Here is a 19,562-nt window from a genome sequence, read left to right as displayed (position 1 = left end):
TGCCCCGCTCCGACGACAATGATTCTCATTATGAGGAGCGACGTCATCAAGCCCGCGCGCGAGCATCTGGTCGCTGCCGAAGTACGGGGCTCGGGAAGCCGGCCCATCCTGTCCCTGCGTGACGCCGAGGTGCGCGCCGCCGACGGCAGGCGGCTGCTCCACGTCGCCTCCCTCGATGTCCTCGCCGGGCAGCGGATAGCCGTCACGGGACCGTCCGGGAGTGGCAAGTCGCTCCTGCTCAGCACGCTCACGGGGCGGTGGCCCGCTGGCCTCCGCTTCACCGGGGAGCGTACGACGGCGGTCGGCCGCATCGGGTTCGTCCCGCAGCGCGGCCTGGACGCGCTGCATCCGCTCATCCCGCTCGCCCGCCAGCTGCGCCTGGTCACCGGTGCGGCCCCGGACCGGATCGTCGGCGTGCTCGTATCGGTGGGGCTCGACGATCCGGCGCTCCACCGGCGTCGTCCGGCCGAGCTCTCCGGCGGCCAGGCGCAGCGCGCGGGTGTCGCGCTCGCCGCGCTGACGAACGCGCCGCTGGTGCTCGCCGACGAGCCGACCAGCGCGCTCGACCACGAGTCCCGCGACCAGACGCTGCGTCTTCTGGAGGAGGTCATCGGTCCGCGGCAGACGCTCGTCGTCGCCACCCACGACACCGCGGTCGTCCGGGCGCTCGCGGCCCGTCACCTCGCGGTGTCCGACGGCGTCGTCACCGAGCTCTCCCCGCGAGGCGAGCGGGAGAGCGGCAGGCGATGAGCGCTTCTCCGACCCTCACCATCGCCGGCGTGACCGCCGTGCACGGCCGTGGCGCGCAGGCCCGTGCGACGCTCGCCGCGACGAGCCTCGACATCCGGCCCGGGGAGTCCGTGGCGGTGGTGGGCCGGTCCGGTGCCGGCAAGTCGACGCTCGCCGACATCACCCTGGGCCTACGGACCCCGGCCGCGGGCCGGGTCCTGGTCGGCGGCACGGAGTGGTGCACGCCGTCGGGCCGACCTTCCCGGGCCAGGCGCCACCTCGTCCAGGGCGTCCCGCAGGATCCGCTCGCCGCCTTCGTGCCCCGGTGGACGCTCCGCCGGTCGATCGAGCAGGCCGTGCGCAGGCTCACCGGCGAGCACGACACCGAGTCCCGCGTGCGCCGGGCCGCTGAGCTGGCGCAGCTCGACCTCGGGCTGCTCGACCGCAGGCCCACGGAGGTCTCCGGCGGGCAGGCCCAGCGCGCGGCGATCGTCCGCGCGATCGCGCCGGGCCCTGCAGTACTCGTCGCCGACGAGCCGACGAGCGCCCTCGACGCCGGTACGGCGGACGCCGTCTCGGCGGCGCTGCTGTCCGTCACCCAGGAGCTGGACATTTCCCTCCTCCTGGTCACCCATGACCCGTCGGTCGCCGAGCGCTGCACCCGCACCCTCACGATCACCGCGCCCCGGTAGCCCGCCCGGCCCGGCTCGATCCGCCGGCGCCTCCCCGCTCGACCCCCTCCGACCGATGAACGGAAACCACCTGATGACCACCCGAAAGCGCCGTGCCCCCAGACGGCTCCTCGCGCTCACGACGATCCCCCTCTCGCTCTCTCTGCTCACCGCGTGCTTCGCGGAGTCCGGTCCGGCCGGCGGCACCGGAACCGACGAGCGCGTCTCCGTTGCGATGCTGCAACCGCCGCGGTCGGGTCTCAGCCCCCTGAGCGACGACGCCTTCAAGCTCTCCCGCTGGGCCACGGCCGAGACGCTCGTCGTCCTCGACGAAGCGGGGGAGGCGGTCCCCGCGCTCGCCACCGAGTGGGCGCAGGTCGACGACACCACCTGGCGGTTCGCCGTCCGGCAGGACGTGCGGTTCCACAACGGCAACGAGCTGACCGCCGACTCGGTGGTCAACTCGCTCCAGCACGCGATCGACGCGACACCGGTCCCGCGCATTCTCGACGGCGTCGAGATGACGGTCGAGGCCGATCGCGACGACGTCGTCATCACGACCGCCGAGCCCGACCCGCTGCTGCCGCACCGCCTGTCGAGCCCGCAGCTCGCCGTCCTCGACGCGGAGGCCTACACCGACAGCGGGGTCGACCCCGCCGGGACGGGCACCGGGCCGTTCGAGCTCACCGCCGTCGACGGCGTCGTCGGGGCGACGCTCGACCGTTACGACGGCTACTGGGGCGAGGCCGCGCACGCGGCCGGGATCGACGTGAAGTTCGTCCCCGACGGCACAGCCCGCGCGGCGGCGTTGCGCACGGGTGAGGCGGACATCGTCGAGGCGATCCCCGCCGGGCAGGCCGCGTCGATCTCCGACGACCTCATCGTCGAGGTGCCCATGCCGCGCACGAACACCCTCTACCTGAACGCCGAGACCGGCCCGTTCGCCGATCCCGGCGTGCGCGCCGCCGCGCGCGAGGCCATCGACCGCGCCGCGATCGTCGAGTCGGTCTACGAAGGGCGGGCCGACGTCGCCGAGGGCCTGCTCGGCCCGGCCCTGCCCTGGGCGGCCGCCTACCGCGACGAGCCCGCCTACCAGGAGATGCTCGAGACGCGCGCCGAACCGGCGGACGTCGACGGCGCGAAGATCACGCTCGGTACCTTCACCGACCGGGCAGAGCTGCCCGAGGTCGCCGTCATGATCGAGCAGCAGCTCGAGGCCGTCGGCTTCGACGTGCAGCAGGACGTCCGCGAGTACCAGTTCATCGAGGCGGACGCCCTGGACGGCAAGTTCGACGCGTTCATCCTGTCCCGCGCGACCGTGCTCGACTCCGGCGACCCGGTCGCGTACTTCGCCTCCGACTTCACCTGCGCGGGCGGCTTCTCGATCGCCCAGCTCTGCAGCAGCGACGTCGACGCGGCCATCAGCCGCGCGGCGCAGACGGAGCCGGGCGAGGACCGGCAGCGCGCCAGCATGATGGCGGAAGCCGAGGTGCTCGCCACCGACGCCGCGATCCCGCTGCTGCACGAGCGCGTCATCCAGGGCGAGTCGGCACGCGTGGCCGACGCCGCCCGGGACCCCCGCGAACGCATCCTCGTCACCGCGAGCACCCGCCTCGATGCGGCACCGTAGCGTCCTCGGGATCGCCTCCCGGCTCGGCAGCGGGATCGCGCTGCTGCTCGTCGCCGGGGCGCTGCCCTGGCTCTCGCAGCGCGATCCCGCCGCCTCGGTGCTCCGCGCCCGGTACGCGGAGCTCGAACCGACCCCGGAGGCGCTCGCGGCGATCCGCGCCGAGCTCGGGCTCGACGGCGGGCCGGTGGTCACCAGCATCCGCTGGTGGTCCGGCGTGCTCCGCGGCGACCTCGGCACCTCGTGGGTGAGCGGCGCCGAGATCGGGCCGGGCGCGTGGAGCGCGCTCGGTGTGTCCGTGACGCTCACCGCGTTCGCGGGTGTCGTCGCGCTCGCCATCGCGGCAGCCATCGTCACGCCGGCCGTGCTGCGGGTGCTGCGCGACCGCCCGCAGCGCGGCTCCGGACCCGTCGGGGTCGCGCTCACCGCGCTGCCCGAGTTCCTCCTCGCGAGCACCCTGCTCGTCGTGGTCGCGGTGCAGCTGCAGCTGCTCCCGCCCTACGGGTGGACCGGCCTGCACACGGCGATCCTGCCGGCGCTCTCCCTCGGCATCCCCGCGGGCGGACTCCTCGGCCGCCTCCTGGCCGACGCCGTCGCCGGCGTCACCGAGGAACGCTGGGTCAACGTGTGGCTGCTCGCCGGCGCCCGGCACGGCGTGCTCCTCGTCGGGGTGCTGCGCCGCGCGGCGGCCGCCGTCGTCGACCAGCTGGGGCTCGTGCTGATCGGCCTGCTCGGGGGCGCCGTCGCCGTCGAGCAGGTCTTCGCCATCCCCGGGCTCGGCCGCTACCTGCTCGGGGCGGCCAACGCGCAGGACCTGCCCGCCCTCCAGGCGGGCGTGCTGCTCATGGCGCTCGCGGCGGTGCTCGTCGGAGTGGTCGCCGGTCTCGCCCGCCGGGCACTGCGCGGGGGACCGCTCCCGCCCGGGGCGCTCCCGCCCCCGCCCGAGCGGCGCGGCGACGACCGGGCCGCCCGCTGGACCGTCGGGATCGCGCTGAGCCTGCTGCTCCTCATCCTCGCCCTCGGCCTGCCCCGCGACCCGTACACGCTCGCCCACGAACGGCTCGCGCCGCCCAGCGGCGAGCTGCCCTTCGGGGCGGACGCCAGCGGACGCGACCTCCTCGCGCGAGTCGCGCACGGAACGCTCGGCACGCTCCTGCCGTCGGTGGGGATCGTCCTGCTCGCCGTCGTCGTGGCGCTGCTCCTGGCCGTGCTCGGCGAGATCGCGCGCGGCCCGGCCGAGATCGCCAACGCGACACCCCCGATCCTCGCCGGTGTCATCATCGCGGCGCTGCTCGGCCCGTCCGTCGGCGGCGCGGCGCTCGCGGTGCTCTGGGTCACGTGGCCCCCGCTCACGGCCCACGCCGCCGCACTCATCGACGAGGCGAGCGCCATGCCGCACATCAGATGGCTCCCGCTCGCCGGGGTCTCCCGCTTCGAGATCTGGGTGCGGCACGTGCTGCCCGCCACGATCCCGCCGCTGCTGCGCCACGGCATGCTCCGCCTGCCCGGTGTCGCGCTCGCGCTCGCGGCGCTCGGGTTCCTCGGCCTGGGCGCGCAGCCGCCGCTGCCCGAGTGGGGCCTGCTGCTCGCGGAGGGCATCGACTACGTGGAACGCGCCCCCTGGACGACGGTCGCACCCGCCGTGGCGCTGATCCTGACCTCGGTGCTTGCAGTCGCCGTCGCGGGGATCAGGGGCAACAGGGGCAACGGGAAGGGTTCTCGCCGGTCGGTCGCCGCGGTCCGGGCGCAGGTGGGATCCCGGGAGCCTGCATGATCACAGAGCCCGCGTGATCACGACGTGCCCTTGAGGCGTGGGGCGTCGTCGTCCGTGCCGTTCGATGTGCCGATCGATCTGCCGATCGGTGTGGTGAGGCCGGCGGCGCGGCGCTTCCAGGACACCTCGCGGATGTCGATGAAGGCCCGGATGCAGCGGTCGCAGCCGTACAGATGGGTCTCCAGGCGGCGCTGGCGGCGCGGCTGGAGGTTCCGGTTGACGTAGTCGTGCATGGCGGCGCGGGTGAGGCGGCACTCGACCTCGTGAACGACGCCGACCCCCTCGATGTCGCCCACGCCGTCCGGTACGTCGTCCCCTACGGCGTCCGTCGCGCGCGGGTCGGGCAGGAGGAAGCGAAGCATGGATATGTCGTCCTCGTCCTCGCCGTCGAACACCGCCCTCAAGTCGTCGAATCGCAGATCATCCGTGGCTGTCACGCGAACCTGCCCCCTGTGCGTACATCGTCCGGTCGTGACCGGCTGGTACTAGTTTCACTTTGGATGACGATTCATCGAAATTTAGGTGTGATACGCCCACTTTCGTCCATGCTCGACGCCAACTGCCCGCCACAAACTGGCTCGCCGCAAAGAGGGGATGTGGCGAGCTCAGCCGGCCCGGTCGTGCGAGGCGAATCGCGGAGCCCGGAGCAGGCCGAGGTGCTCGGCCTTCGCCAGGGCCTCCTTGCGGTGCGAGACCCGTAGCTTCTGGTAGATCCGGCGGATCTGGGTGCGCACGGTGTTCACCGAGACCCCGAACTGGGCAGCCGTCTGCTCGGCGGTCTGCCCGGTGCTCAGGGCGCGCAGCACCTCCCGCTCGCGGGGCGTGAGGTGGACCAGCGGGCCCGACGGCGGGGTGTTGTGCCGGGCCGTGACTCTGCCGCCGTGCAGCGGGTTGGCCACGCGGGCGAGCCGAGCCAGCTCGTCCAGCTCCCTGTCGTGCAGAGCGAGGAAGGGCGAGACGTGCGCGGGAGTGGAGCGCAGGCGGATCGCGGACAGGAACGAAGCCCCTGCGCGTTCGGGATGCCCGGTCCGCAGGTTCGCGGTGGCCTGGACGAGGTGGAGACCCAGCTGATCGTTCAGGGGCAGCTCGTTGTACCGGATCGCCTCCGCGGCCAGGCGCATCGCCTCGTGGTGCTCCCCGGCCAGGAGGTGTGCCCAGGCGACGTACAGCGTCAGCGAGTCGACCTCGGCGTGCTGGTCGGCGAGATGGAGTACGCGCGTGCCTGCCCCGACCCGGAGGAGGAGCTTCGCCTCGGCGCGCAGGACGAGCTCTCCGGCCATGGTGGTCGGGTCGGGGCTGAGGGCCCCGTGCCTCTGACGTGCTGAGTCGAGCACGCGCAGACCCGTGTGCGGGTCCCCGAAGTGCTCCTCGTAGCTCGCGTCGGCGAAGGCCACGAAGGGCCAGAGCTCCATGGCCCGTGTCGCCGGCCCGATCCTGCCCAGCAGATCGGCCGCCGTGGCGGCATCGCCCTCGTCGATGGCGATGAGTGTGCGGGCCGTCGCCGCGCCCACGCCGTTCTGGTGCTCGATCCAGTCGGGGAGAGGGTCGTGGCTCTCGAACGTCTCGAGCCACGTGCGGGCGAGGTCGAGGTGGCCGCGCCAGGCGGCGAGGAGGGCGAGGTTCGCCGCGGCGCTCGCGCCGGCGTAGTGGGCGTGCGGCGGCTCGCCGGCTTCGGCGTGCGCCCGCGTGAACAGCTGCGTCGCCTGGTCGAGGGAACCCCCGAGCATCGCGGTGAGGCCGCGTTCCGCCGACAGCCAGCCGGGCCGGACCGCTGCCCGGGCCGCCGTCCACGGCAGTGCCAGCTGCGTCGTTCCCAGCGTGATCTGTGCGTCCGTCCACGCGCCCACCTGCTCGGCCTTTCCGTAGTCGCCGCGGACTCGGCCCGAGACGACGGCGGCCGCGCTGGCGGTGATCAGGTCGCCGGGCCGGGCGAAGGCGCCGAGCCGCTTGGTGTAGCGCTGGCCTGCCACGACGTAGAACTGGTGCGCCCGGTGCAGCCGCCGGTGGTCTCCCTCCGCGTGGCTCGTGCGCACCTGCGCGAGCAGGGCCGCGTGCAGCAGTCGGGGGCGGCTCTCGAACGCCGCGGCCGGTACTCCCTCGACCGCCCGCAGGACCTCGGGCGCGAACCTGTTCGCCAGGTCGTACCAGAGGGTGTCGAAGAGGTCCTCGATCCGGTCGAGATCGCCGGATGCCAGCCCTGCACGGATCATCGCGTCGCGTGGCGAGTCCGGTCCAGCAGGTGAAATGGGCACTCTCGGATCATGCCTTTGCAACGATATGCACGCGCTGGGAGGGAGGGTGAACTTTGCCCCGGAACTGATGACGCAGCTGATGATCTTTGCCTCCTCGGCGGATAAAGCGCCAACACCTCAACGTCCTATGGGAAGTGCATTGGGCACGCGAGGGGCGCGTGCGAGGAAGAAAGGACCGCCCATGCACAGTCCGTCAGAGGGTCGCCGAACTGGTCGGACAGGAAGAAGGCGTCGTGCGTGGGCGCCGGACGCCAGGAGAGCCGGACACCGTCTGCTGACGCGCTGGATCGGTGGCGCGATGGCCACCGTGACGGCCTGCACCGGGCTCGTCGTGGCAGCCGCGCCTCCGGCGTACGCCGACCCCGTCTACGAGATCACCGGCGAGTGGGAGACGGGCACGCCCGCCGTCGTGACGTCCGGCGACGTCGTCACCGGCGTGTGGCGCGTCAACGTCAACGACGACGCGGCGGCGCCGTCGAACGAGCCGGTGGACAACGTGACCTTCAGCGTCACGCTCGAGAACGGCGTGTTCGGCGAGCTGCCGGACGCGTGTCTCACCGACGGCGTCGACCCGGTCTCAGCGATCTCCGCGGACGGTGCGACCCTCACCTGCAACCTGGGCACCAAGGACCAGGGCACCGCCGTCGTGATCCAGACGCCGGTCGAGGCGGACGGGCCGACCGGGAGCCAGCTCTCGGCGTCGGGCACGATCGCGGGGCAGACGGCCGACCTGGACCCGATCGACATCGTCAACGAGTTCGGGATGGACATCCGGTGGGTCACGGGCGCCGCGTACGTCTCCAGCGGCGCCGACTACTTCGAGGTCAGCTACGAGTGGACCCTGAGCAAGGCGAAGGCGAGCGACGCCGGCCCGCAGACGGTCACCTACGAGCTGAACATCGCGTCCCCGCAGGGCGGCACGATCCAGATCGCGCCGAAGGGCTGTACCGCCTTCGACCTGGGCACGGCGGCCGACGGCCACCCGTGGTCGGGTGGTGACCACCCGGCCACCCACATGACGTCGTTCGTCGACAGCTGCACGGTCACGCAGACCGGTGCCAACACGTTCCAGATGACGCTGACCGGCATCGACTACGACCCGGCGAACGTTCCCACGCGCGACTCGGCGGGCAACCTGCTGCCCACCGACGAGGTGGCGCTGGCCTCCGGCTCGGTGTATGTGCGTGTACTGAACGTGCCGGGTGGATCCGCGACGCTCACCTCGAACGCGCCGACCTACACCTCGACGACCGGGCTGACCGCGCAGGACGACCCGTCGAACAACAGCGAGACCAAGTCGTGGCAGCCGCTCGGCACGTACTCCTCCGGCTGGGGCCGCGGGTACACGGGAAGCGGCGGCACGACGTGGGACGACACCTACCGCGTCTCGGCGGGCACCGTCGTGGGGCAGTACCTCGACACGGGCTGGCAGCGCTGGTCGCACCGCGCCGACGAGCGCCTCGTCGGCATGTGTGCGCCCTTCGACACGCGGCACGTGACCCTCGAGTCGTTCGTCTGGGGCACTCCGCCGGGCGGTGTCGACGGCGCTCCCTTCGAGTACTACACAGGCACCAGCCCGAACCTGGACCCGGCGAGCGGCGGCTACGACCCGAACACGTTCGACTGCGGGCCCGACGACGGATGGAGCACCACCCCGCCGGCGAACCTCGCCGACGTCAAGGCCGTACGCGTCGTCATGACCCAGGGGCAGGCCGAGGCGCACGCCGACGACCCGAGCATCACCCCGGTCGCGTTCGTCCGGATCCGGCCGGAGACCCCGCCGGGCACGGAGGTGTGGACCTTCTTCTCCGGGATCCACGACGCCCCGGTCCCCGACTCGTGGACCGGCCCGGACTACGCCGGGTGCATCACGAACACGCCCGGCTGGCGGTACCCGTGCACGACCGGTTTCCGGGACGTGCTCCGCATCATCGACGCCGTGCCGGCGATCGTGAAGTCGGCCGACCGCAGCGCCGTGACTCCGGGCGTCCCGGCGACGTTTACGCTGACCTACGCCGCCAACGGCGCGGGGCAGGTTCCGCCGACGGTCGACAACTACGAGCTCGTGGACACGCTGCCGCTCGGTCTGACATACGTGCCTGGTTCGGCGTCGCCCGAGCCGGCCGTCACCACCGACGGCGAGGGCCGCCAGGTGCTGACCTGGAGCCTCGACGGAGTCGCCACCAACACGCAGAACGTGCAGACCTACCAGGCGGTCGCCGACCAGAGCGTGACCCCGGGGGCCGTTCTCACGAACACGGCGACGGCGTCGTACGGCGGGCAGACCCGCTCGGCCAGCGCGCAGGTGACCGTCTCGTCGTCCGGCTGGACGACGATCGGGAAGTCCGCGGACACGCCGTACATCCCGAACCTCGCCGGAGACGGCGTGGGCGCGGGCTCGTGGACCGTGACGCTGCGATCGTTCGACCCGCTGCCGCAGTCGTTCACGGACACGATCGACATCCTGCCCTTCAACGGTGACGAGCGCGGTACGGAGTTCGCCGGCGACCACGCGCTGACCGGCGTGGGTGCTGTGGCGGGCGCCACCGTCTACTACACGACGGCGGACCCGGCCTCGCTCAGCGACGACCCGGGGGACGGATCCAACGGCGCCGCCGGTGACGTCGCCGGGAACACGGTCGGCTGGACCACGACGTTCAGCCCGGACGCGACGGCGGTCCGGGTGATCGGTCCGGAGCTGGCGCCGGGCGCGACGCAGGCCTTCACGGTCGAGATCGAGACCGACGGCGTCGAGGGCGGGGACACGCTCGTCAACCGCGCCCAGGCGCGGGACGGCCACACGGAGCTCGTGATGCGCACGTCCGCGCCGATCGAGGTCGCGAACTACTACTCGGCCTCGCTGAAGAAGTACGTGCAGGACGCCGACGGCGCCTGGCGCGACGCGAACACGGTGGAGGACTACCCGACCTACCGCCCGGGTGACACCGTCCCGTACCGGATCGTCGTGGAGAACACCGGCCAGGGCACCCTGACCGGCCTCGTGATCACCGACGACCTGTTCCCCGAGGGTTCCTTCACGGTGGACGAGCTCGCCCCCGGTGAGCAGGAGGTGCACGAGTTCGAGATCGACCTGGCGGAGGACGGCCCGGACACGGTGGTGAACACGGCGTGCGGCGCCGCGGACGTCCCCGAGGACTCCGAGGTTCCGCCGACGATCAACTGCGACCCGGCCGGTCTCGAGGTGGAGGGCGACCCGACGCACACCAAGGAGCTGGTCTCGGCCACCCCGATCGGCAACGGTCAGTGGGAGGTCGTGTACGGGATCGACGTGAGCAACACGTCGACCGCGTCGACGTCCTACTCGCTGGCGGACACACTGCACTTCACCGACGAGGCAGACATCGTCTCGGCCGAGGTGACGGCGTCGCCCGACGGCGTCACCCTGGCCGACCCCGCGTGGGACGGCCAGGGGGAGGACCTGATCGCCTCGGGCGTCCCGCTGGCGGGCACTGACGACGACGGCTACACCGCGCACCGCTACGAGCTGACGGTGATCGCGGACGTGCCGCTGAACATCCCGGGCGCTGGATCGGGCGACGACCCGACCGAGTGCGGTTCCGCGGACGACGAGCCGGACGCCGACACGGCGTTCAACAACACCTCGTCGATGACGGACGCGCTCGGCGAGACCGAGGACGACCAGGCGTGCGCGCCGATCCCCTCGATCGACATCGCCAAGTCCGTCAGCGCGGGTCCCGTCCCGAACGGGGACGGCACCTGGACGGTCACCTACGACATCGTCGCCTCCAACTCCGGCACGGCGGACGGCGAGTACGACGTCACCGACACGATGACGGTGGACGGCGACCTCGTCGTCGAGTCGGGCAGCGTCATCACGACGCCCGACGGCGTCACGGCGTCACCGGACTGGACCGGCCTGGGGGCCGATCGGACCTCGCCGGAGAACCTCATCGCCGCGGGTGTGAGCCTGCCCACGGGGGAGAGTCACACGTACCAGGTCGAGGTGGTCATCGGGATCTTTGGCGACGCCGGGGGTAGCCCGATCGTCACCCCGTGCTCCGAGCTCGGCGAGGGTGGGCCCGGCGGCCTGTCGAACGCGGCGGGCATCGAGCACAACGACCTGACCGACGACGCCGAGGCCTGCGTGACCATCGCCTACATCACTGTCGACAAGACCGTGAGCTCGGGCCCGACGCCGAACGGCGACGGGACCTGGACGGTCGTGTATGACATCGTCGCCGAGAACACCGGAGGCGCAGCCGGCGAGTACGAGGTGACCGACCGCCTGCACTTCGGTGACGGCATCACCATCGTCTCGGCCGAGGTCAGCACGGCTCCGGACGGCGTCGGGACGAGCGCCGACTGGACCGGCCTCGGCGCCGAGGGGGACGCGGAGAACGTCGTCGCCTCCGGCGTCGAGCTGGCCGCGAGCGGCACGCACACCTACCAGGTGGAGGTGGTGGTCGAGCTGGACGAGGCCACGATCGACCCGGCGGCGCTCACCTGCCCGCCCCCGGGCACCGGGGAGAACGGGGGTCTGGCGAACTCCACGACCCTGGACCACAACGGGATAGTGGGCGCCGACGAGGTCTGCCCGACCCTCCCGCTGATCGGCGTCGACAAGTCCATCAGCGACGGCCCGACGCCGAACGGCGACGGGACCTGGACGATCACCTACGACCTGGTGGCGACCAACACGGGAGCGGCCGCGGGTGACTACGACCTCACCGACCAGCTCCGGTACGGCGAGGGCGTAGTCGTCGAGTCGGCCGACGTCGTCACGACGCCGGGCGGGGTCGCCGACCCGGAGGGGTGGACCGGTCAGGGCGCGGACCTCGGCGCCGCGGAGAACGTGATCGCCACCGGCGTCACGCTCGACGCGGGCGGCGAGCACACCTACCAGGCCGAGGTGGTGGTCTCCCTCGACGGGTCGGAGGCCACGTCGGACACCCTGGCCTGCCCGGAGCCCGGCTCGGGGGACAGCGGCGGCCTGGCCAACTCGACCCAGCTCACGCACAACGGTGAGGTCCGGGACGACGCCGCATGCGCCGACCTACCGCTGATCGACGTCACCAAGACCCTCTCGGGCGCCGTGACACCGGTCGACGGCGAGGACGGCGTCTACGACGTGGTCTACGAGATCGCGGTCACCAACAGCGGTCCCGGCGCCGGGACCTACGACCTGGACGACACCCTCGCACCCGGCGAGGGCATCACCGTGGTCGGCATCCAGGACGTGAGCACCGACGCGCCGGAACCGGTCGGGATCAACCCCGGCTTCGACGGCGTGGACGACGTCCTGATCGTGGAGGACCAGCCGATCGCCGGCGCCGATGCGGCAGCCGTGGTGCACACCTACACGGTGACCGTCCGGTACGAGGCGGACCTGAGCGGCATAGTGTTCCCGGACACCGACACGTGCACCGGCGTCGGTGGAACCGCCGACGGGGCGCTGAACAACGTCGCCGGCGTGTCCTGGAACGGGATCACGGACTCCGACAGCGAGTGCGTGCGCCCGGGCAGGCCGACCCTGGACAAGTCCCTGGTCTCTGCCAAGTCCGTGGGCAAGGGCACCTGGAAGGTGGTCTACGACCTGACCGTCGGCAACGCCGGCACCGAGGCCACCACCTACGACCTGGACGACGAGCTGCTCTTCGCCCCGGTCATCACCGCCGAGTCGGTCGCCGTCACCGGCCCCGAGGGCGTGACCCTCAACAAGGGTTTCGACGGTGACTCCGACCAGCGGATCGCCACCGACGTAGCGCTCGCAGGCCTGGACGACAAGGGGTACACCCCGCACGTCTACCGGGTCACCGTGCTGGCGGACGTGCCGCCGAGCTTCGACGACGTAGGCGCGGACGGGACCGGTTCGCCGGCCTGCACCGTGCCCGCGGGGTCGAACCTCATCGAGCAGGGCCTGAACAACGCCGCGACCCTGACCGACGAGACCGGCGGTACGCAGACCGACACGGACTGTGCTCCGGTGACGTCGGCAGACGTCACCAAGCCCGTGGACACCGGCACGCCGGGCAACCCCGGGGACCCGGGCACGCCGAGCGGACCGCAGCCGCCCCTTGCGACGACGGGCGCCGACATCGGCTGGCTCGCCGGGGGAGGTGCACTCCTGATCCTGCTCGGCGCGCTCGCGATCGTCATCGCGCGCCGTCACGGCCGCGACGTCGGCTGACGTCCGCAGCCGAGGTAGAACCGCAGTTCGTCCTGAGATCGAGAGCCCTGCCCACGGCCGCACCAGCGGCTGTGGGCAGAGCTCTCGATCGGGCCCCGGTCACGCCACGGCGGTCCCCTCGAGCTCGACGAGCTGGCCCGGAATCGCCAGCCGCACCACGCCGAGCATCGTGGTGGCCGGCGCCACCCGCGCCGCGCCCAGCCGCGACGCCAGCACTCCGTAGTGCTGGAGGAGCAGATCGACGTCGGTGGTGTAGACGTTGAGCCGGACCAGGTCCGGCAGCGACATGCCGGCCGCGCCCAGCACGTCCTCCAGGTTGTCGAGGCTCAGGGCGAGCTGCGCCGCCATGTCGCCGTCGTGCAGGGGCTTGCCGTCCGCGCTCATCGCGGTCTGCCCCGAGCAGTACAGGGTCCGGGTGGTCCCGGAGACGATCTCGCCCTGGTTGAATCCCAGCTCCACCGACCAGGCCACCGGGTTGACTGCCGTGCGTTCCATCGCTTCTCCGTTCGACTCAGGGGAACCACGCGCGTCCGTCGGCGCTGTGGCTGCCATCCGGGACGTCGCATGCACGAGTCTGTCCACCAATCACGACACCCTGTGTCAGGTATCTCGTAGCATGTTGGGGTGCGCGCGGATCGGCTGGTATCGCTGGTGCTGCTGCTCCGGCAGCGCGGCCGGCTGTCCGCGGCCACGCTGGCTCGCGAGCTGGAGGTGTCCACCCGCACGGTGCTGCGCGACATAGAGGCGCTGTCCGCCGCCGGCGTCCCGGTCTACGCCGAACGGGGCCGCCACGGCGGGTTCGCACTGCTGCCGGGCTTCCGGACCGAGCTCACCGGGCTGAACCACGACGAGGCCCTCGCCCTCCTGACCGCCGCGTCGGCGCGCGGCGAGCAGGTGTTCGGCCTCGGCTCGGCGCTCGCTGCCGCCATGCGCAAGGTGGTCGACGCCATGCCCGAGGGCCACCGGGCCACCGTGAGCGACGCGGCCCAGCGCTTTCTCGTCGACCCGGAGGCCGACCTGCTCTCTCGCAGGCTGACCTCCGACGAGGTGCCAGGCGCTGCACTGGTCGCGGTCCGCAGCGCGGTGCTCGCTGGGCACAGGCTGCGGATTTACTACTCGGCGATAGACCAGCCTCCGAGATGGCGCACGGTGGACCCGATAGGCCTGGTCACCGTGCGTGACAAGGGCTACCTGCTGGCCACGACGTCCGGCGCGGACCGGACCTACCGGCTGTCCCGGATCCTGGCCGCCGAGGAGCTCGCCGAACCCGCGCAGCGGCCGGACCGCGTCGACCTGGATCAGGTCTGGCAGGAACGCAGCACACGGTTCCGGACCGGCGGAGACCAGGTCACCGTGCGGGTCCGGCTGGCTCCGGGCCGCCGGGAGGAGCTGGTGGGCACCGCGGTGGCCGTCCTTTCCGAAGCACCCGACGGCGACGGCGACCTCCAGCTCGAGGTGACCTTCCAGGACGCCCGCCATGCCGAGTGGGCGCTCTGGCAGCTCGGCACGGATGCGGAGGTTCTGGTTCCGCAGTCGCTGCGCGACGCCCTGCGCCGTCGGGCCGCCGCGCTGGTCGCTCACTACGCGGACCCGGCTGAGGAGGACCCGGCTTGAGGAGGGCCGTCCTGAGGAGGTCCCGACCCGGTCAGGGGTGCAGGACGATCTTGCCCACGTGCCGCCGGCGCGCGAGCTCCTCCTGTGCGCGAGCGGCCTGGTCCAGCGGGAACGTCGCGGCGATGACCGGCCGGATCTCGCCCCGCCGCGCCAGGTCCATGAGCAGCCCGAAATGGGTGGGCGTGTGCATCGCCGAACCGATCACCTGCGCGTTGTGCAGGTAGAGGCGCCGCACGTCGAAGCTCACGTCGTATCCGCCGAGCGCGCCGGCGATCACCCACCGGCCACCTTCGCGCAGCAGCGGCAAGCCCTCGCCCACGAGCTTCCCCGCGACGACGTCGAGCCCGACGTCGACACCCTCCGGCACGGCGGCACGAACCTGTCCCACGACGTCCTGCGCGCGGTCGACGACGTCGTGCGCGCCCGCCTCGCGCACCGCGTCGACCTTGGACCCGCTGCTGATGGCGACCACCCGTGCCCCACGCGCCCGGGCGATCTGTACCAGTGCCAGGCCGACACCCCCGGACGCTCCGGAGACCAGGACGGTCTCGTCCTGCCGCAGCCGGCCGCGTTCGATCATCCCCAGCGCCGTGCCGTAGGCGGTCGGCAGGCTTGCGAGCTGGTCGTCCGTGAGCGGCGACCCCGTCACGTCGTGCACACGCTCGGTGGGCGCCGTCACGTACTCGGCGTACCCGCCGTCGCGTTCACTGCCCATCAGGCCCACCGGGTTCGCGTCGGGACCTTCGGCGTCGTAGATCGCCGGGTCGACGACCACCCGGCGACCCACGAGACCCGCGTCCGCGGCGGAGCCGGCCGCGACGATCCGGCCGGCGACGTCCGCGCCCTGGACGCGCGGGAAGTCGACAGTGCCGCGCCAGCCCGACAGCGCGTCGGGATCCTCCGGCCGGCCGTACGCGCCCTCTCGGGTCCACAGGTCGGTGTTGTTCAGCGCAACCGCGCTGACCTGCACGAGCGCCTCTCCTGGTTGCGGAGAGGGCACGGGCACCTCCGCCAGCTCGAGCATCTCCGGACCGCCGTGCCCGGTAATTCGTGCGGCGCGCATCGTCGTCGGCACACTCATCGGTTCACCCTTCTGGTCGCGGACACCCTTCCCAGGTTGCACCGCAGACGACCCGAGTCGCTCGCCGGGTACGTCTGACGTGGAGCCGAGGACGGCACCGAGGGGCGGCGTGCACCGGCGTGCCCGTGACCCAGGATCAGGCCCATCTCGCGGCGACGCCGGCGCGGTCCGGCACGACCCGGTCCGCCAAGTCGGAGGGGGCATGCGTCGTAGTCCTCTGCGGGGGTTGGCCCGGCGGCCCGGTTCGGTCGGCCGGGCAGGGCTCTGCCGGTCAGGTGATCCAGCCGCTCCGGCCAGCCTGCCTCTTGGTCAGGCGGCCTCTTGGTCAGGCGGCCTCTTGGTCAGGCGGCCTCGGCGGCCGGTGGCTCCGTGGTCGGTCCGCGGGTGAGGTGTCGATGGCGTCGGGTAGGCGGATGCGGTGCCCGCGGGCGTCAGTGAACTCCCAGCCGGTCTCGACCAGGGCTCCGGGAGCACCGGCGTCGGTGGGTTTGCCGGTCCAGTGCATGCTGATTTCACGCGCGTCGACCAGGGCATGGTGATGCCAGCACAACAGCGCGCTGTTGGTCACGGAGGTGTTTCCGCCGTCGGCCCAGTGCCGGACGGCGTGGTGGACCTCGCAGCGTGACGGCGGCTGATCACACCCGGGATAGACGCAGTGCTGGTCTCGGGCGATGACGGCGCGGCGCATCTGTCCGGTCACGGTGCGTTGGGCGCGTCCGACGTCCAGGACGGCGCCGTCGGGGCCGAACACGACCCGGGTGATCCTGCTGTCACACGCCAACCGGCGCAGCAACGCCCGCGGGACCCGGCCGCCGGTCTCGGTGAACACCGGATCCGGCGTGGACAACAGACCGGACAACGTCGTGGTGCCGACCGCACCCCAGCCGGCGGCATCCCAGCCCGGTGCGCCCGCCGAGCCACCGTCAGCGATGCCCGTGGTGCCGGCCGCCGTGCCCGTCACGCTTGCGGTGCCGGTTGCACCGGTCGCGCCCGCCAGGCCCGCGGTGCCTCCGCGGGTGCCGCGTGCGGGCGTGGCCTGCCCGCAGGTCAGGCACAGGCCGTCCCGTGTCCGGGTGACCTGGGTGACCAGCTCGTTCCAGGACACGGTCACGTTCAGGTGCGGCGCGACCGCGGCCCCCGGAGAGGCCTGGTTGGTGTCCAGCACCACCCGGGCGACGTCGGCCAGGCCCTGCGCCCTGCGCTGGGAGGTCGCCCTGGTGTCGTCCGCGGCGGGTGCGCCCATGACGGCGGTGATCGCGGTCTGCACCAGCAGGCCGTGCTCGTCGGTCAGGAACCCTGCCACGTGGTAGCCGCCGAACGTCTTGGCCAGATCCAGGAACTCGCCCTGAGCGGCCTTGTCGTCCTCACGATCGTCGGTATCCGGGTCGGTCACCGACGCGAACGCCTTAGCCACCCTCCGGAACCGGTCCGCGTCCAACAACCGGGCCTCGCGTAGTACCACGCCTTCTCCGGTGGCCAGGGTCCCGTCCGCGACCGCACCCTCCAGCACCCCCGTGATCAGCTCGCGCGTCCGGGTCCCGTCCGGGTCGTCGGCGGGGTCGGGGAAGTCCACCGGCACCGTCTGCACGAACCGTTCCGGCGTCGTCGTCTCCCCAGTACGGGTATCGATCAACCACCCCAGCGCGTCCGTGCGAGTCTCGCTCGTGGGCGCGACCTCGGCCATCACCCTCGCGTGGTCCGCGCCCAGCACGCCGGACACCAGGCGCTCGCGCGTGACCGGGAGTGCGGTGTCCAGGCGGTGCGCCATTCTCAGGTCCTTGTCCGCCGTGGACGCCGACACACCCTCACGCTGCCGTAGCCAGGTCTTGAACGTGCGGGCCATGCCACCCGAACGCCAGGAACCCTCGTCCTCGATCCGCGGCAACAACGTGTACCGCACCCCGTCCAGGCGGCCCGTCAACCGGCGGATGCGGGTGTGCGCCTCGACCAGGCGACCGATGCTCGGCGCACCCCACCCGTCCAACACCTCCGCACCGGTCAGGCCGGCCAGGTCACCGATCGCGGCCTCGATCCGCGCCAACGCCTCCTCCACAGACCGGGCAGGGGGCAGGCCACCAGGCGTGTCGTTCGTCGACTCCACTCGTTCCCACCCCCGCCCGGTCATCCACCTAGATCATGGTTGTTCGCTGCCTCCATTGTCTCGAACATTCGTACGCCCTGCATGGCCTAGTTCAAATCTGTGGATAACTCTTCAAGGCACCCTCGAGGCGTTTCTGAGGGCCCGCGCCAGGACTTGGTGAGGCTTCACCTGGCGTGATGCCTGAGGTCGCTCCTTCGACGATCCGCAGAGTTCAAAAACCCACGTCGACCTTCTCCAGGCGCTAGGGGGCAGGCCGGTTCGGTTGCGTCCCGGCGGCGTCCGCCAACGACGTCCGCAGCGTGTCGAAGAGGCCGTGCAGCCGTCGGTGAAGCTCGCGCTGTCCGCCTCGCTCCAGCGATGGAAGGCCAGGCCGAAGGCCACGGCGGCGACCTTGGCCACGAGTGTGGCGGTCCGAGGCTCGGTCCCGCGCTCCCGCAGGGTCCCGCGCTCCCGCAGGGTCTCGTCGACCGCGGCGGCGACCGCGGGGGACTTGGTTTGTTCCCGTTCCTGGAGCTCGGCGCTGGCGTCGATCACGGCCCGCCGTCGGGCGACGTGGGAATGCTCCACGAGCTCGGCGACCTGCGAGCCGACGTGGTCGAGGCGTCGAGCACCGCGGCCAGCGGCGAGGCTTTCCCCTTCGTCCTCGGCCGAGGGATCGTCGGGCCTCAGCCCGCGTCGAACCGCTCCTCGCCCTCCTTGTCGGGGTTGTCCTCGGGATACTCGCCGGGGATCGCGTCCTCGTACGCCGGGTGCTCCGCCCCCTCGTCCCGGGACGTGTTGTCCGGGGTCTGATCCATCAGGTCGAGCAGCTGGGCGTGCAGGTCCAGGAGGCTCGTCGCGTGCAGGTCGAACGTGTCGCCCGGGCCTGGCGGGTCGCCGTCGGACCGCGGCACGTATGCCGTGCGCATGCCCGCGGCTGCGGCCGCACGCAGGTCCCAGGCGTGCGCAGCGACCAGGTACGGCGTCCCCGAACCGCTGGGCACGCTGTTCAACGCCAGCTCATAGATGGCGGGGTGCGGCTTGTAGATCTCCGCGTCCTCGGCGGAGAGCACCTGGTGCCACCGCAGCCCGGCGTTGGCGCTCAGCCCGGCCAGCACCCGGCGGCTCGCGTTCGAGAGGCCGAGCACCGCGACGTCGGCGGTGAGCAGGTCGAGGCCGGCGACGGTGTCCGGCCAGGGCTGCAGCCACTCCGATGCGTCCGCGAGGCGGCCGGCGGCGTCGGGCAGCAAGAAGCGCTCACCAACCAGCCAGGTCAGGGCTTCGAGGTCCAGCTCATGGCTGGGCGCGAACGCACGGCGGCCCTCGACGATCGCGCGTTCCTGCTCGGCGACGTGCCCCAGCCATCGGCGGGCCACCTCCGCCGCGGCACCGCTGTCGATCCCGGCCATCGCCGTCACGTGCCGCTCCAGGCTCCCGGTCTGATCGACCAGCGTGCCGAGAACGTCGAAGACGACGGTCGGCCGGGCTGTCCCCTCCGTCGCAGGTTCCATGCTTCCACCGTAATCGAACCCCGGGTGCCCTTGCCGTCGGGCTTGGCCGCGGTT

12 protein-coding genes are annotated in these 19,562 nt (G+C 72.2%); 6 read left to right on the top strand and 6 right to left on the bottom strand.

Features of this window, described 5'->3' with window-relative positions; all coding sequences use genetic code 11:
• Positions 1 to 30: 30 nt before the first annotated feature.
• The 4 genes from EW117_RS17250 to EW117_RS17235 all read left to right on the top strand — a co-directional run bounded on the left by EW117_RS17250 (position 31) and on the right by EW117_RS17235 (position 4,801).
• Positions 31 to 750: an ATP-binding cassette domain-containing protein gene (locus EW117_RS17250; RefSeq protein WP_129787949.1), complete on the top strand. Its 720-nt coding sequence runs from the start codon at positions 31 to 33 to the stop codon at positions 748 to 750.
• Positions 747 to 1,421, top strand: a complete 675-nt coding sequence (locus EW117_RS17245; RefSeq protein WP_129787948.1) for an ABC transporter ATP-binding protein — start codon at positions 747 to 749, stop codon at positions 1,419 to 1,421. Before EW117_RS17250 ends, EW117_RS17245 begins: the two co-directional genes overlap by 4 nt.
• 73 nt (positions 1,422 to 1,494) lie before the next feature.
• Positions 1,495 to 3,030: an ABC transporter substrate-binding protein gene (locus tag EW117_RS17240; RefSeq protein ID WP_129787947.1), complete on the top strand. Its 1,536-nt coding sequence runs from the start codon at positions 1,495 to 1,497 to the stop codon at positions 3,028 to 3,030.
• Positions 3,017 to 4,801 (top strand): ABC transporter permease subunit, encoded by a 1,785-nt coding sequence (locus EW117_RS17235; RefSeq protein WP_129787946.1) that lies wholly within the window; start codon positions 3,017 to 3,019, stop codon positions 4,799 to 4,801. The genes EW117_RS17240 and EW117_RS17235 overlap by 14 nt, the downstream gene beginning before the upstream one ends.
• Positions 4,802 to 4,818: 17 nt before the next feature.
• Here EW117_RS17235 and EW117_RS17230 read toward each other — a convergent pair whose 3' ends face one another.
• Both EW117_RS17230 and EW117_RS17225 read right to left on the bottom strand, forming a co-directional pair.
• Positions 4,819 to 5,238: a zf-HC2 domain-containing protein gene (locus EW117_RS17230; protein WP_129787945.1), complete on the bottom strand. Its 420-nt coding sequence runs from the start codon at positions 5,236 to 5,238 to the stop codon at positions 4,819 to 4,821.
• Between the two features lie 168 nt (positions 5,239 to 5,406).
• On the bottom strand, positions 5,407 to 7,053 hold the full coding sequence (locus EW117_RS17225; RefSeq protein WP_129787944.1) for a helix-turn-helix transcriptional regulator: 1,647 nt from the start codon (positions 7,051 to 7,053) through the stop codon (positions 5,407 to 5,409).
• A 298-nt stretch (positions 7,054 to 7,351) separates the two neighbouring features.
• Between EW117_RS17225 and EW117_RS30225 the strand changes: the two genes are divergently transcribed.
• Positions 7,352 to 13,222 carry a DUF11 domain-containing protein gene (locus EW117_RS30225; protein ID WP_242504349.1) on the top strand — a complete coding sequence of 1,957 codons (5,871 nt, stop codon included), beginning with the start codon at positions 7,352 to 7,354 and terminating at the stop codon, positions 13,220 to 13,222.
• A 99-nt stretch (positions 13,223 to 13,321) separates the two neighbouring features.
• Here EW117_RS30225 and EW117_RS17215 read toward each other — a convergent pair whose 3' ends face one another.
• Positions 13,322 to 13,717: a RidA family protein gene (locus EW117_RS17215; protein ID WP_129787943.1), complete on the bottom strand. Its 396-nt coding sequence runs from the start codon at positions 13,715 to 13,717 to the stop codon at positions 13,322 to 13,324.
• A 129-nt stretch (positions 13,718 to 13,846) separates the two neighbouring features.
• On the opposite strand from EW117_RS17215, the gene EW117_RS17210 reads away from it, so the two are divergent.
• Positions 13,847 to 14,836 (top strand): helix-turn-helix transcriptional regulator, encoded by a 990-nt coding sequence (locus EW117_RS17210; RefSeq protein WP_129787942.1) that lies wholly within the window; start codon positions 13,847 to 13,849, stop codon positions 14,834 to 14,836.
• 31 nt (positions 14,837 to 14,867) lie between these two features.
• Here the strand turns inward: EW117_RS17210 and EW117_RS17205 are convergent, their stop codons facing one another.
• From EW117_RS17205 to EW117_RS17195, 3 genes are all read right to left on the bottom strand, one after another.
• A complete protein-coding gene (locus EW117_RS17205) occupies positions 14,868 to 15,917 on the bottom strand; it encodes a zinc-binding dehydrogenase (protein ID WP_129787941.1) in 1,050 nt (349 codons plus the stop codon).
• Positions 15,918 to 16,242: 325 nt separating this feature from the next.
• On the bottom strand, positions 16,243 to 18,018 hold the full coding sequence (locus EW117_RS17200; RefSeq protein ID WP_165362734.1) for an HNH endonuclease signature motif containing protein: 1,776 nt from the start codon (positions 18,016 to 18,018) through the stop codon (positions 16,243 to 16,245).
• A 665-nt stretch (positions 18,019 to 18,683) separates the two neighbouring features.
• Positions 18,684 to 19,508, bottom strand: a complete 825-nt coding sequence (locus tag EW117_RS17195) for a haloacid dehalogenase type II (protein WP_129787939.1) — start codon at positions 19,506 to 19,508, stop codon at positions 18,684 to 18,686.
• Positions 19,509 to 19,562: the final 54 nt, after the last annotated feature.

The sequence above is a fragment of the Promicromonospora panici genome (assembly GCF_900608595.1).
In the GTDB taxonomy this organism is placed as follows: domain Bacteria; phylum Actinomycetota; class Actinomycetes; order Actinomycetales; family Cellulomonadaceae; genus Promicromonospora; species Promicromonospora panici.
The sequence above is the reverse complement of the archived record's forward strand: the minus strand, read 5'-3'. Positions and strand labels throughout refer to the sequence as shown.

What these genes read in the sequence shown, in the direction of transcription:
- EW117_RS17250 (WP_129787949.1), top strand. Translation starts at nt 31, where the DNA reads ATGAGGAGCGACGTCATCAAGCCCGCGCGCGAGCATCTGGTCGCTGCC.
- EW117_RS17245 (WP_129787948.1), top strand. Translation starts at nt 747, where the DNA reads ATGAGCGCTTCTCCGACCCTCACCATCGCCGGCGTGACCGCCGTGCAC.
- EW117_RS17240 (WP_129787947.1), top strand. Translation starts at nt 1,495, where the DNA reads ATGACCACCCGAAAGCGCCGTGCCCCCAGACGGCTCCTCGCGCTCACG.
- EW117_RS17235 (WP_129787946.1), top strand. Translation starts at nt 3,017, where the DNA reads ATGCGGCACCGTAGCGTCCTCGGGATCGCCTCCCGGCTCGGCAGCGGG.
- EW117_RS30225 (WP_242504349.1), top strand. Translation starts at nt 7,352, where the DNA reads ATGGCCACCGTGACGGCCTGCACCGGGCTCGTCGTGGCAGCCGCGCCT.
- EW117_RS17215 (WP_129787943.1), bottom strand. Translation starts at nt 13,717, where the DNA reads ATGGAACGCACGGCAGTCAACCCGGTGGCCTGGTCGGTGGAGCTGGGA.
- EW117_RS17205 (WP_129787941.1), bottom strand. Translation starts at nt 15,917, where the DNA reads ATGAGTGTGCCGACGACGATGCGCGCCGCACGAATTACCGGGCACGGC.
- EW117_RS17195 (WP_129787939.1), bottom strand. Translation starts at nt 19,508, where the DNA reads ATGGAACCTGCGACGGAGGGGACAGCCCGGCCGACCGTCGTCTTCGAC.